This is a genomic window from Variovorax sp. P4_B10 (genome assembly GCF_056402375.1).
This window is the reverse complement of the sequence record NZ_JBFUHN010000117.1, coordinates 1-15,267: the sequence shown is the minus strand read 5'-3', so window position 1 is coordinate 15,267 and position 15,267 is coordinate 1. Positions and strand designations below refer to the sequence as shown.

3 protein-coding genes are annotated in these 15,267 nt (G+C 68.6%); all 3 read right to left on the bottom strand.

Annotation, left to right across the window (positions count from 1 at the left end; all coding sequences use genetic code 11):
• Positions 1 to 13,199: Ig-like domain-containing protein (locus tag AC1DXX_RS31095; RefSeq protein WP_478138057.1), on the bottom strand; the 13,199-nt coding region annotated here is incomplete at its 3' end.
• Positions 13,200 to 13,301: 102 nt separating this feature from the next.
• Positions 13,302 to 14,258: an OmpA family protein gene (locus AC1DXX_RS31090; protein ID WP_478138056.1), complete on the bottom strand. Its 957-nt coding sequence runs from the start codon at positions 14,256 to 14,258 to the stop codon at positions 13,302 to 13,304.
• Positions 14,259 to 14,312: 54 nt separating this feature from the next.
• On the bottom strand, positions 14,313 to 15,267 hold a 955-nt coding region (locus tag AC1DXX_RS31085; protein ID WP_478138055.1), incomplete at its 5' end, for a TolC family protein.

Sequence of the window (15,267 nt, the reverse complement as noted above, 5' to 3'; positions counted from 1 at the left end):
AAGGAAAGCACCGCCGCGGGGCTGATATTGCCCGCCGCGTCGGTCTGGGTCGCCGAGACGCTGTGCGCCCCATCGGCCAGCGCTGCCGGCATGAAGCTCCAGTTGCCCGCCCCGTCGGCGGTGACGGTCACCGGCGTGCCGTCGATGGTGAGGGTCACCGTCGCATTCGCCTCGGCCRTGCCGGTCAGCACCGGCACGTTGTCGTTGGTGGTCGCGCCGTTGGCGATCACGCCGGTCATGGCCGCGACATCGTCCGTGCCAATGAGCGTCGGTGCCGCCGGAACGGCCGTGTCGACCGTGAAGCCGAGCGCTGCAGGCGGGCTGATGTTGCCCGCCGCGTCGGTCTGCGTCACCGAGACGGCGTGCGCCCCGTTTGTCAGTGCCGTCGGCGTGAAGCTCCAGTTGCCTGCTCCGTTCGCCACCACGGTCACCGGTGCTCCACCGTCGATGATGAGAGTCACCGTCGCATTCGGCTCTGCCGCACCACTCAGCACCGGGACGTTGTCGTTGGTCGTCGAGCCGTTGGCGATCGCACCGCTCACCGGCGCCACGTCGTCGGCCGCCGTCAGCGTGGGTGCTGCCGGCGCCGCCGTGTCGACGGTGAAGGCGAGCGCGGTCGCCGGGCTGACATTGCCGGCCGCATCGGTCTGGGTCACCGACACGCTGTGCGCCCCGTTGGCAAGCGCGGCCGGCGTGTGGCTCCAGTTGCCCGCCGCATCCGCCGTCACCGTCACCGGCGTGCCGTCGATGGTGAGGGTCACCGTCGCGCCCGGCTCCGCCGTACCGCCCAGCGTCGGCTGGTTGTCGTTGGTCGTCGCGCCGTTGGCGATCGCACCGGTCACCGGCGCCACGTCGTCGCTTGCTGTCAGGCCAGGTGCCGCCGGAACGCTCGCGTCGATGCGCACTGTCTGGGTCGCGACCGAGCCGGTCAGGCTGCCCGCGTCGATCACCCGTGTCTGGAAGCTGTAGCTGCCGTTCCCCAGGGCCGCCGTGGCATGGGTCCAGTTCGTACCGGTGACCGGTGTGGTTGCAGCCCAGGTCGCGCCACCGTCGAGAGATATCTGCACCACCTCGCCGGCGGCGAGCGCCGTGTTCGTGCCCGTCACCGTCAGACCGTCAGTGTCATTGGTGATGAAGTCGCCGGCCGTGCCGCTGTCGGCTGAGATCGCCGTGATTGCCGAAGTCGCGCTCGGCGCTGCCGTATCGATGGTCACCACCTGGCTCGACGTCGCACCGGGGTTGCCGGCTGCATCGATCACGCGGGTCTGCAAGCTGTAGCTGCCGTCGGCGAGCACCGTGCCGGTGTTGTTGTAGCTCCAGCTCGTCGCCGTCAACGGCGTCACCGCCACCCAGCTCGCGCCGCCATCGAGCGACAGCTGTACCGCCTCGCCGGCCCCCAGCGCCGTGTTGGCGCCGCTGATCGCCAGTGTGTTGTCGCTGGTGACGAAGTCGCCAGCGACACCACTGTCGGCCGTGATCGCGGTGATTGTCGAGGTTGCAACCGGTGCCGTCGTATCGATCGCCACCGCCTGGCTCGACACCGCGCCGGTGTTGCCGGCGCCGTCGATGACCCGGGTCTGGAAGCTGTGGACGCCGTCGGCCAGCGTCGCGGCGGTGTTGTCGAAGCTCCAGCTCGTTGCTGTCACCGGCGTCGTATTCACCCAGGTCGCGCCGCCGTCCAGCGAGATCTGCACCGCCTCGCCCGCCGCCAGCGGGCTGTTGCTGCCGCTGATCGCCAGCGTCGGGTCGCTGGTGACGAAGTCGCCACCGATTCCGCTGTCGGTCGTTACCGCCGTGATCGTCGAGATGGACAGCGGCGCCGCCGAGTCGAGCGCGAAGGTCAATGGCGCGCCGGCCGGGCTGGTGTTGCCGGCCGCGTCGGTCTGGGTGACGGAAACGCTGTAGCTGCCGTCCACGAGGTCAGACCCCGGTGTGAAGCTCCAGGCCCCTGCCCCGTTTGCTACCACCGTCGCTGTCACATCGCTCGGGCCGGAGATGGTGACGGTCACCGTTGCGTTCGACTCGGCGGTTGTCCCGCTGATCGCCGGGCGCACGTYGTTGATCGTCGAGCCGTTGGCGATGGTGCCGGTCACCGGTGCCACGTCGTCCGTGCCGGTGAAGGCCGGTGCTGTGGGCACCGTCGCATCGACCGTGAAGGAAAGCACCGCCGCGGGGCTGACATTGCCCGCCGCGTCGGTCTGGGTCGCCGAGACGCTGTGCGCCCCGTCGGCCAGCGCTGCCGGCGTGTGGCTCCAGTTGCCCGCGCCGTCGGCGGTGAGAGTCACCGGCGTGCCGTCGATGGTGAGGGTCACCGTCGCGCCTGGCTGCGCCGTGCCGCTCAGCACCGGCACGTTGTCATTGGTGGTCGCGCCGCCCGCGATCGCGCCGGTCACGGCCACCACGTCATCCGTGCCGATCAGCGTCGGTGCTGCCGGAACACCGATGTCGATCCGCACCGCTTGGGCTGACACCGTTCCGGTCAGGCCGCCCGCATCGATGACGCGGGTCTGGAAGCTGTAGGTCCCGTCCGCCAGTGTTGCGCCGGTGTTGTCGAAGGTCCAGCTCGTCGCCGTCACCGGCGTCGTGCTCACCCAGGTAGCACCGCCGTCCAGCGACAGTTGCACCGTCTCGCCCGCAGTGAGGGCCGTGTTGGTGCCGCTGGCGACAAGCGTCGGGTCGTTCGTGATGAAGTCGCCCGCCGTGCCGTTGTCGGCCGTGATCGCCGTGATCGAAGACGTTGCCGTCGGCACCGCCGTGTCGATCACCACGACCTGGCTCGCCATGGTTCCGGTATTGCCGGCCACATCGATCACGCGGGTCTGGAAGTTGTAGCTGCCGTCCGCCAGCACGGCGCCGGTGTTGTTGTAGCTCCAGCTTGTCGCCGTCACCGGCGTGGTGCTCACCCAGGTCGCGCCGCCGTCCAGCGACAGCTGCACCGTCTCGCCCGCAGCGAGCACCGTGTTGGCACCGACGATCGCCAGCGTGTTGTCGCTGGTCACGAAGTCCCCGGCCGCAGCGCTGTCGTTGGTGATCGCCGTGATCGAAGACGTCGCCGAAGGCGCCGACACGTCAACCACCACGGTCTGGCTCGACGCCATGCCGGTGTTGCCCGCCGCGTCGATGACCCGGGTCTGGAAACCGTGGCTGCCGGACGACAGTGTCGCGCCGGTGTTGTCGAAACTCCAGCTCGTCGCCGTCACCGGCGTCGTGCTCACCCAGGTCACGCCACCGTCGGTCGAGATCTGTACCGCCTCGCCCACCGCCAGTGGACTGTTGGTGCCGCTGATCGTCAACGTCGGGTCATTGGTGATGAAGTCGCTCGAGGAAGCGCCGCTGTCGGTCGTCACCGCCGTGATCGTGGAGATCGACAACGGTGCCGCCGAGTCGAGCGCGAAGGCCAGCGGCGCACCGGCCGGGCTGGTATTGCCGGCCGTATCGGTCTGGGTGACCGTGACGCTGTAGTTGCCGTCAGCCAGATCGGCGCCAGGGGTGAAGCTCCAGGCCCCTGCACCGTTCGCCACCACCGTCGCCGTCACCGGYGTCGGGCCGGCGAAAGTGATGGTCACCGTCGCTCCCGGCTCGGCGGTCGTGCCGCTGATCGCCGGGCGCACATCGTTGATCGTCGAGCCATCGGCGATGGTGCCGGTCACCGGCGAAACGTCGTCCGTGCCGGTGAAGATGGGTGCCACCGGCACGGTTGTATCGACCGTGAAGCCGAGCGTTGCCGCCGGACTCACATTGCCGGCCGCGTCGGCCTGCGTCACCGAGACGCTGTGCGCCCCGTCGGCAAGGACGGCCGGCGTGAAGCTCCAGGCGCCTGCCGCGTTGGCCGTCACCGTCACCGGCGCGCCGCCGTCGATCACCAGGTTCATCGCGGCATTCGGCTCTGCCGTACCGCTGAACACCGGCACGTTGTCGTTGGTCGTCGAGCCGTTGGCGATCGCTCCGGTCGTGGCCGCCACGTCGTCCGTGCCGATCAATGTCGGTGCTGCCGGAACGCTCGTGTCGACCGTGAAGCCGAGCGCCGCCGCCGGGCTCACATTGCCGGCCGCATCGGTCTGCGTCACCGAGACGCTGTGCGCCCCGTCGGCCAGCGCCGCCGGCGTGAAGCTCCAGGCACCGGCCCCGTCGGCCGTCACTGTGACCGGCGCGCCACCGTCGATGGTGACCGTCACCGTCGCATTCGGCTCCGCCGCGCCGCTCAACACTGGAACACTGTCATTGGTCGTCGAGCCGTTGGCGATCGCGCCCATCACCGGCGCCTGATCGTCCGCCCCCATCAGCGTCGGCGCTGCCGGTGCCGTCGTGTCGACGGTGAAGGCGAGCGCCGCCGCCGGGCTCACATTGCCGGCCGCGTCGGTCTGGGTGACCGAGACGCTGTGCAGGCCATCCGCCAGCGCGGTCGGTGTATGGCTCCAGTTCCCCGCAGCGTCGGCGGTGACGGTCACCGGCGTGCCGTCGATGGTGAGGGTCACCGTCGCGTTCGGCTCCGCAGCGCCGCTCAGGGCCGGCACATTGTCATTGGTCGTCGAACCATTGGCGATCGAGCCGATCACCGGCGCCTGGTCATCCGCCGCCGCCAGCCCAGGTGCCGCGGGAACACCGGTGTCGATCCGCACGGCCTGGGTTGACACCGCCCCGGCCAGGCCGCCCGTGTCGATGACACGAGTCTGGAAGCTGTAGGTCCCGTCCGCCAGGGCGGACGAGGCATGGGTCCAGCTCGTGCCGGTGGCCGGCGTCGTGCTCACCCATGTGGCACCGCCGTCCAGCGAAATCTGCACGATCTCGCCCGCGACCAGCGCCGTATTGGTGCCGGCGATCGCCAGCGTGCTGTCGCTGGTCACGAAGTCCCCGGCCGTGCCGCTGTCGGTCGAGATCGCCGTGATCATCGAGGTTGCACTCGGCACCGCCGTGTCGATCACCACGGCCTGGCTCGACACCGTGCCGGTGTTGCCGGCCGCGTCGATCACCCGGGTCTGGAAGCTGTAGCTGCCGTCCGCCATCACCGTGCCGGTGTTGTTGTAGCTCCAGCTCGTCGCCGTCACTGGCGTCACCGCAACCCAGCTTGCGCCGCCATCCAGCGACAGCTGCACTGTTTCGCCCGCAGCGAGCGCCGTATTGGCGCCTGCTATCGCCAGCGTGTTGTCGCTGGTCACGAAGTCGCTCGAGGAAGCGCCGCTGTCCGTCGTGATCGCCGTGATCGAAGATGTCGCTGTCGGAACGCTCGTGTCGACGGTGACCGCCTGGCTCGATACCGCACCGGTGTTGCCCGCCGCGTCGATCACCCGGGTCTGGAAGCTGTGGACGCCATCGGCCAGCGTCGCGCCGGTGTTGTCGAAGCTCCAGCTCGCCGCCGTCGCCGGCGCCGTGTTCATCCAGGTCGCGCCGCCGTCCAGCGAGATCTGCACGGCCTCGCCTGCCGCCAGCGGACTGTTGCTGCCGCTGATCGCCAGCGTCGGGTCGCTGGTGATGAAGTCGCTCGAGGAAGCGCCGCTGTCGGTCGTGATGGCGGTGATCGCGGAGATCGACAGCGGCGCCGTCGTGTCGATGACCACCGCCTGGCTCGAGGCCGCGCCGGCATTGCCGGCCGTATCGATGACGCGGGTCTGGAAGCCGTAGCTGCCGCCCGCCAGCATGTTGGCGGTGTTGTCGAAGCTCCAGGTCGTGGCGGTGACCGGCGTCACCGCTTGCCAGGTCAGGCCATTGTCGAGCGACACCTGCACCGCCTCGCCCGCGCCGAGCGCCGTGTTGGAGCCGTTGATCGTCAGCGTCTGGTCGCTGGTCACGAAGTCGGCCGACGAGCTGCCGCTGTCGCTCGCGATCGCCGTGATCGTCGATGTCGCCGTTGGCGCTGTCGTGTCGATCGTCACCGCCTGGTTCGATGCGGCGCCGGCGTTGCCGGCTGCGTCGATCACCCGCGTCCGGAAGGTGTAGCTGCCGCCCGCCAGAGGGCTGGCCGTGTTGTCGAAGCTCCAGGTCGTGCCGGTCAGCGAGATGGCGGTGTTCCAGGTCACACCGTTGTCGAGCGAGATCTGCACCGCCTCGCCTGCCGCCAGCGCCGTGTTGGTACCGTTGATCGTCAGCGTCTGATCGCCGGTGGCGAAGTCGCTCGATGAACTGCCGGTGTCGTCCGCGATCGCCGTGATCGCCGACGTCGCCGAAGGCGCCGTCATGTCGATCGTCACCGGCTGGCTGGACACGGTGCCGACATTGCCGGCCGCATCGATCACCCGCGTCTGGAGGGTGTGGGTTCCCGCCGACAGCGTCGCGCCGGTGTTGTCGAAGCCCCAGGTGGTAGCGGTCAGCTGGGTGACTGCTTGCCACGTGCCGCCGCCGTCCAGCGACAGCTGCACCGCCTCGCCCGCGCCCAGCGCCGCGTTGGCGCCGGCTATCGTCAACGTCGGATCGTTGGTGACGAAGTCGCCCGCCGTCCCGCTGTCGCCCGCAATGGTGGTGATCGTCGAGGTCGCCGAGGGTGCCGAGGTGTCGACAGTGAAGGCGAGCGCGGTGGCCGGGCTCACGTTGCCCGCCGCGTCGGCCTGGGTCGCCGAGACGCTGTGCAGGCCATCCGCCAGCGCCGCCGGCGTGTGGCTCCAGTTGCCTGCTGCATCCGCCGTTACCGTCACCGGCGTGCCGTCGATGGTGAGGGTCACTGTCGCGTTCGGTTCTGCTGTGCCACTCAGCGCCGGTTGCGCATCATTGGTGGTCGAGCCGGCCATGATCGATCCGGTCACCGGCGCCACGTCGTCTGTTCCGACGAGTGTCGGTGCCGCCGGAACGACCGCATCGATCACCACTGCCTGACTCGCGACCGGGCCGGTCAGGCCGCCCGCGTCGATCACCCGGGTCTGGAAGCTGTAGCTGCCGTTTCCAAGGGCCGCCGTGGCATGGGTCCAGCTCGTTGCCGTCGCCGGGGTCGTCGCAACCCACGTCGCGCCACCATCGAGCGAGATCTGCACCACCTCGCCGGCGGCGAGTGCCGTGTTCGTGCCCGTCACCGTCAGACCGTCGGTGTCATTGGTGATGAAGTCGCCGGCCGTGCCGCTGTCGGCCGCGATCGCCGTGATCGTCGAAGTCGCGCTCGGCGCTGCCGTATCGATGGTCACCACCTGGCTCGACGCCGCGCCGGTATTGCCGGCTGCATCGACCACGCGGGTCTGGAAGCTGTAGCTGCCATCCGCGACCGCCGTGCCGGTGTTGTTGTAGCTCCAGCTCGTCGCCGTCACCGGTACCGTGCTCACCCAGGTTGCGCCGCCATCCAGCGACAGTTGGACCGTTTCGCCGGCACCGAGCACCGTGTTGGCGCCGGCTATCGCCAGCGTGTTGTCGCTGGTCACGAAGTCTCCGAGAGTACCGCTGTCCGTCGAGATCGCCGTGATGCTTGAGGTGGCGGCTGGCGCTGTCGTGTCAATCACCACCGCCTGGCTCGAAACCGCGCCGGTGTTGCCCGCTGCGTCGATGACCCGGGTCTGGAAGGAGTGGGCACCGCCCGCCAGCGTCGCGCCGGTGTTGTCGAAGCTCCAGCTCGTCGCCGTCACCGGCGTCGTGCTCGTCCAGGTCGCACCGCCGTCCAGCGAGACCTGCACCACCTCGCCCGCCGCCAGCGGGCTGTTGGTGCCACTGACGATGAGCGTGTCGTCGCTGGTCACGAAGTCGCTCGAGGAAGCGCCACTGTCCGTCGTGATCGCGGTGATCGTGGAGATCGACAGCGGCGCGGCCGAGTCGAGCGTGAAGGTCAAGGGCGCGCCAGCCGGGCTCGTATTGCCGGCCGCGTCGGTCTGGGTAACGGAAACGCTGTAACTGCCGTCCATGAGGTCGGACCCCGGCGTGAAGCTCCAGGCCCCTGCCCCGTTCGCCACCACCGTCACCGTGACATCGGTCGGACCGGAGATGGTGGTGCTCACCGTCGCATTCGGCTCGGCGCTCGTGCCGCTGATCTCGGGACGACGGTCATTGATCGTCGAGCCGTTGGCGATGCTGCCGGTCACCGGCGAAACGTCGTCAGTGCCGGTGAAGGCCAGCGCTGTTGGCGCTGTCGCATCGACCGTGAAGCCGAGCGTCGCCGCCGGGCTCACGTTGCCGGCCGCGTCGGTCTGCGTCACCGAGACGCCGTGCAGGCCATCCGCCAGCGCTGTCGGCGTGTGGCTCCAGTTGCCCGCCCCGTCGGCCGTCACAGTTACCGGCGTGCCATCGATCGTGAGGGTCACCGTCGCGTTCGGCTCGGCCGTGCCGCTCAGYACGGGGATATTGTCATTGGTGGTCGAACCGCCCGCGATCGGTCCGGTGATGGCCGCGACGTCATCCGTACCGATCAGCGTCGGTGCCGCCGGAACAGCCGTGTCGACCGTGAAACCGAGCGCCACCGCCGGGCTCACATTGCCGGCCGCATCGGTCTGCGTCACCGAGACGCTGTGCACCCCGTCGGCGAGGGCCGTCGGCGTGTGGCTCCAGTTGCCTGCTCCGTCGGCCACGACCGTCACCGGCGCCCCGCCGTCGATCGTCAGCGTCACCGTCGCATTCGGCTCTGCCGCGCCGCTCAGAACCGGCACGCTGTCGTTGGTCGTCGAGCCGTTGGCGATCGTGCCGGTCACCGGCGCCACATCGTCCGTGCCGACGAGTGTCGGCGCCGCCGGAGCGCCCGTGTCGACCGTGAAGCCGAGCGTCGCCGCCGGGCTCACATTGCCAGCCGCGTCGGTCTGGGTCACCGAGACGTTGTGCGCCCCGTCGGCCAGGGCCGCGGGCGTCAAGCTCCAGTTGCCTGCGGCATCCGCCGTCACCGTGACCGGCGTGCCGTCGATGGTGAGGGTCACTGTCGCGTTCGGTTCTGCGGTGCCACTCAGAGTCGGTTGCGCATCGTTGGTGGTCGAGCCGGCCGTGATCGATCCGATCACCGGCGCCACGTCGTCGCTCGCCGCCAGCCCAGGGGCCGCCGGAACGCCCGCATCGATTACCACGGCCTGGCTCGCGACCGGGCCGGTCAGCCCGCCCGCGTCGATCACCCGCGTCTGGAAGCTGTAGCTGCCGTTCCCCAGGGGCGCCGTGGCATGGGTCCAGTTCGTCGCCGTCATCGAGGTCGTCGCGGCCCAGGTCGCACCACCGTCCAGCGAAATCTGCACCACTTCGCCGGCGGCGAGTGCCGTGTTCGAGCCCGTCACGGTCAGACCGTCGGTGTCATTGGTGACGAAGTCGCCCGCCGTACCGGTGTCGGCCGAGATCACCGTGATCGCCGAAGTCGCACTGGGCGCCGCCGTGTCGACCGTCACCGCCTGACTCGATACGGTTCCGGTATTACCGGCCGCATCGATCACGCGGGTCTGGAAGTTGTACGCCCCGTCCGCCAACACTGCACCGGTGTTGTTGTAGCTCCAGCTCGTCGCCGTCACGGGCATCGTCGCAACCCAGGTCGCGCCGCCATCGAGCGACAGCTGTACCGCCTCGCCGGACCCCAGCGCCGTGTTGGCGCCGCTGATCGCCAGTGTGTTGTCGCTGGTGACGAAGTCTCCGGCGATGCCGCTGTCGGTGGAGATCGCCGTGATCGTCGAGCTCGCCGAAGGCGCCGTGGCGTCGACGGTCACCGCTTGGCTCGACGGGGTCCCGACGTTGCCGGCCGCGTCGGTCACCCGGGTCTGAAAGCTGTAGGTTCCATCCGCCAGCGTGCTGGTGCTGTTGTCGAAGCTCCAGCTCGTTGCCGTCATCGGCGTCGTGCTCGCCCAAGTCGTACCGCCGTCCAGCGAGACCTGCACCACCTCGCCCGCCGCCAGCGGGCTGTTGCTGCCGCCGATGACGAGCGTCGGGTCATTGGTGACGAAGTCGCCCGAGGAAATGCCGCTGTCGCTGGTGATCGCCGTGATCGTCGAGATCGACAGCGGTGCGGCCGAGTCGAGCGTGAAGGTGAGCGGCGCACCGGCCAGGCTGGTGTTGCCAGCCGCATCGGTCTGGGTCACCGTGACGCTGTAGCTGCCATCGAGAAGATCGGTGCCGGGCGTGAAGCTCCAGACGCCGGCCCCATCCGCCACCACCGTGGCCGTCACATCACTCGGGCCGGAGATGCTGACGGTCACCGTTGCATTCGGTTCGGCGGTTGTTCCGCTGATCGCCGGTCGCACATCGTTGATCGTCGAACCGTCGACGATGGTACCGGTTACCGGCGCCACGTCGTCCGTGCCGATGAAGGCCGGCGTCGCCGGCGCCGTTGCGTCGACCGTGAAGGACAGCACCGCCGCAGGGCTCACATTGCCTGCCACATCGGTCTGCGTCACYGAGACGCTGTGCGCCCCGTCGGCCAGGGCCGGAGGCGCATAGCTCCAGTTGCCCGCACCGTCGGCGGTGACGGTCACCGGCGTGCCGTCGATGGAGACGGTCACCGATGCATTCGGCTCCGCCGTGCCGCTCAAGAACGGCACATTGTCATTGGTCGTCGAACCGTTGGCGATCACGCCGGTCATGGCCGCCACGTCGTCCGTTCCGGTGAGTGTCGGCGCTGCTGGAACGGCCGTATCGATCGTGAAGCCGAGCGTCACCGCCGGGCTGACGTTGCCGGCCGCATCGGTCTGCGTCACCGAAACGCTGTGCACGCCGTCGATCAGCGCCGCCGGCGTGAAGCTCCAGACGCCCGCCCCGTCGGCTGTCACCGTCATCGGTGCGCCATCGATGGTGAGCGTCACCGTCGCATTCGGCTCCGCCGCACCGCTCAGGACCGGCACGTTGTCATTGGTCGTCGAACCATTGGCGATCGCGCCCATCACCGGCGCCACGTCGTCCGTTGCTGTGATCGTCGGCGCCACCGGCACCGTCGTGTCGGTGGTGAAGGAGAGTGCCGTCGCCGGGCTGACATTGCCCGCCGCATCGGTCTGCGTCACCGAGACGCTGTGCACCCCGTCGGCCAATGCCGCCGGCGTGTAGCTCCAGTGGCCCGCCGCATCCGCCGTCACCGTCACCGGTGTGCCGTCGATGGTGATGGTGATGGTCGCGCCCGGCTCCGCCGCGCCGTCCAGCGCCGGCTGGTTGTCGTTAGTCGTCGCGCCGTTGGCGATCGCGCCGGTCACCGGCGCCTGGTCATCCGTCGCCGTCAGCCCGGGGGCCGTCGGAACGCCCGTGTCGATGCGAACCGCCTGGCTCGCGACCGGCCCGGTCAGCCCGGCCGTGTCGATCACCCGCGTCTGGAAGCTGTGGCTGCCGTCCGCCAGCACTGCGCCGGTGTTGTCGAAGCTCCAGCTCGTCGCCGTCACCGGCGTCGTCGCCACCCAGGTCACGCCGCCATCGAGCGAGACCTGCACCACCTCGCCGGACCCAAGCGCCGTGTTGGTGCCGCTGACCAGAAGCGTCGGATCGTTGGTGACGAAGTCGCCCGCCGTTGCGCTGTCCGTCGTCACCGCCGTGATCGAAGACGTTGCCGTCGGCGCCGCCGTATCGATGACCACGGCCCGGCTCGACATGGCTCCGGTATTGCCGGCCGCGTCGATGACCCGGGTCTGGAAGCTGTAGCTGCCGTCTGCCAGTGCCGTGCCGGTGTTGTTGTAGCTCCAGCTTGTCGCCGTCACCGGCGTCACCGCCACCCAGCTCGCGCCGCCGTCCAGCGACAGCTGCACCGTCTCGCCCGCAGCGGGCGCCGTGTTGGTGCCGGCTATCGCCAGCGTGTTGTCGCTGGTCACGAAGTCGCCGGCGGTACCGCTGTCCGTAGAGATCGCCGTGATCGAAGACGTCGCCGTCGGAACGCTCGTGTCGACGGTGAACGCGAGCGTCGCCGCCGGGCTGACGTTGCCCGCCGCATCGCTCTGGGTGACGGAAATGCTGTAGGCGCCGTCGGTCAGCATCGAGGGCGCGTAGCTCCAGCTGCCATCGGCAGCCGCCGTCAGCGTCACTGTCGAGGGCGTGGGTCCGGCAATGGTCAGTGCCACCGTAGCGCCCGCCTCCGCGGTGCCGCTCAACACAGGGAGGTTGTCGTTGGTTGTCGAGCCGTTGGCGACCGGACCGGTCACCGGCGCCACATCGTCGGCAGCCGTCACCGTCGGCAGTGCCGGAACGCCCGTGTCGATGGTGAAAGCCAGCGTCACCGGAGGGCTCACATTGCCGGCGGCGTCGGTCTGGGTGACCGTGACGTTGTGCTGGCCATCGGCCAGCGCTGGCGGGGTGTAGCTCCAATGGCCGCTACCGTCTGCAATGACTTCGACGGGATTCGTGCCGTCGATGACCAACGTCAACTTTGCGCCGGGCTCCGCCATGCCGCCGAGCGCCGGAATGCTGTCGTCGATCGTCGAGCCATGGACGATCGCACCTTGGGTCGCCCCCCGGTCGTCGGTGCCGACGAGCGTGGGCGCCGCCGGAATGCCGGTATCGACCGTAAAGCCCAGCGTGGCGGCCGGGCTGACGTTGCCCGCCGCGTCGGTCGCCGTGATCGACACGGTGTGCCGGCCGTCAGCCAGCGCCGTCGGCGGCGTGTAGCTCCAGTTGCCAGCCCCGTCGGCCACCACCGTCACCGGCGCGCCACCGTCGATGCTCAGCTTCACCGTCGCGCCCGGCTCGGCGGCGCCGCTCAGCACGGGCACGTTGTCGTTGGTGGTAGCGCCGTTGGCAATGGTGCCGGCTACCGGTGCCACGTCGTCCGTTGCGGTCAGCGTCGGCCTGGAAGGCGCAACAGCATCCGGTGCAGGCAAAGGAGCCGGAACGGGTGCGATCGTCTGCCCCGCAGTGTGGTGGCTCGATCCGCCCGCCAGCGCCAGGCCGGCCAGCGGCGCCAGCAGCCATGGCGACACGCTCGCCGCGCCCGCGGCGGCGGCCGGTGCCGCCTGGGAATAGCCCAGGCTTTGGTACGAAGACGCGCCGTCGGCCAGATGCTCGATCAGGTGCGCGGCGTCGCCCTCCTGGGGCAGGTAGTTGTAGAGACTGCCGTTCTCGGCCTGGCCCGTCAGGCTCGCATTGGGATCGTCGTAGAAGTTTTCGATCACGATATCGGGCGCCGTCTCGGCCCCGACCGCCGCATCCCGTTCATCGAGCAGGCGAATATGAAGGCTGTTGCCCTTGCGCTTGACGAGCACCTGGTCCGGCGCCGTCCCCGTCAGCATGTCCTTGAGCTGGTACGAAGAACCTGGCTGCCCCTTGATCACCATCGGCCGGCCGCTCGGTCCGTGATTGACGTCCACCGTGGCGTTGCTCATCGCACCGCTGGAATGCTTGATCGACACTTGTACTTGCTTGCTCATTGCAACTCTCCCCAAAAATCTTTTGCTCTGTGAATTTCTCGAAACCCGATGCGGCCCTTCAGGCCGGGCTTGCGTGAATGCCTGCTCCCACCCGCACCGCACTCATGGCTTGGCGGGCACCTGGCCGATCAGATCGACGGTGACGCGCCGGTCCGGGGACAGGCAACGGATCAGCTCCGGCGTGGCCTGCGCCCCCACGCAACCGGTGCTCACCGGATCCAGCGCACCGCGCCCCTGCGTCGACATGGGGATGTCCAGCCCTCGGCGGCGCAGGTATTCGGCCACCGTGGTCGCACGCGCCAGCGACAGCTGCTCGTTATGGGCAACCCCTCCCAGGCGATCGGAATGGCCGGTAATGCGCAGGCTCAGCACCTGAAGGCCCTGCACACGGATTTCCTGCTTCAGTGCATCCAACCGGTTCAACCCTTGCTGAGCGATGTCCTGCACGCCGGAGCCATCGAAGGCAAACAGGGCATCGGCACTCAGCTCGACCCTCCTGAGCACGAATGCAGGCCCATCGGCACGAGCCGGCACGCATTCGGCGACATGCCGGTCGATGACGTGCGAAATCTTCAGATCGGACAGCGCGCCACGGGCGACAGCCTCGGTCACCTGCTGCGCCTCGAAACGACCCTGCGCGTTTTCGCCGATGCGGAAGAAAACGGTCCGGCCACTCGGCACGCTCTGGCGCGAGATCGCGGCCTCGCCCATCGGCTTCCCGCTCTCGATCACCTTCAGCGCCACGCTGCCGCCGCACGCACGCGTCAGCGCAAAACGCCCGGGCTGCAAAGTACCCGCCACCCGACCATCGACCCATACGTTCAGGGCCTGCCTGGCCTCGCCGGATTCGCGGTAGAAGACCAGCACCGCCTCGTTGCCGGTCACCCTCCAGGTTGAATTGGCCTGCAGCGTATCGGGCCCGCTCAGCGCCCCCGACATCCGGGACTCCTGGGGCGCGGAAGCACAACCTGCCAGCGCCACGACAGCAACCACAAGCCGGCATCCGGCCCACGACCGACCCGCCTTTGAAACCATCCCTGCTGAAAGCTGTTGCTCCATGACTGTCCTCCTTCTCTATAGAGTTTTTCTTCCCTGCAAGCCTTCGGGCGCGGCTTACTGCTGATGCTGATCGAGCGGGGTCGCCCCCAACTCGCGAGAGAGCGCCGCGCGGGCGAAGAACGAACGAAACTGGGCAATCAGAAAATCGAAATGCGTCGATACGGCGCTCGACCGGGTCTCGAAATGCTCGCTCTCTGCATTGAGTACATCGAGCAATGTCCGGCGGGCGATCTTGAATTGCTCCCGGTAGGCTTCACGGACCAGATCGGTCTGCGTGCTGCGCGAATTCAAAAGGGCCACCTGGTCCTGCAAGCTGGCAATCTCTTCGAGAGACTGGAGGATCTGCTCCCTGAGTTCCATGCCGGTTTCCTGGGACCGCTCGGCAGCAGCGACGCTTCGTTCGGCCGCCGCTTTCTGCGCAGCCTCGTCACCGAAGCCGCGAAAAGCGTTCCACTTCAGCGCAACACCGATATTCGGGCCCACCTTGCGATTGAAAGCGTCCCGCTCGGTCGTCGCCCGGGCCTCCAGATTGACTTGAGGAGAACTCGACGCGAGTGCGATGCGCGCGGCGGTGCGCGCAGCTTCAGCCTCGGCTTCGGCAGCCCGCTGAGCGGGATGCGACTGAATGACGCCCTCGAGCGCGTCGGCAGGCAAGTCGACCCGCAAGCCGACCAGATCTTCCGCGCTGAGGCGCACAGGCGCCCGTCCTGCAAGGCGCATATACGACTGCCGTGCCTCGCGCAGTTTTCCGACGAGCAGTGCGCGGTTGGCGCGTGCCCGCTCGAGCCGAGCTTTCGCTTGAACGAGGTCGCTCTGGCGGCCTCGATCGATCTGGGAGATGTCGAGGACCTGTTGAACGATCTTCTCGTGTGACGCGATGCTTTCATCGGCAATGGACGCCATCCGGAAATACTTCTCGACCTGAAGATGCTCGACCGCGGTCTTGAACGCGATTTCCTCTGTCACGAGCGTCAGCCGGTCCCTTGCAGCTTGCGCCAGATGCTCACGC

Coding starts and splice junctions, on each gene's coding strand:
- AC1DXX_RS31090 (WP_478138056.1), bottom strand. CDS start 14,258: ATGGAGCAACAGCTTTCAGCAGGGATGGTTTCAAAGGCGGGTCGGTCG.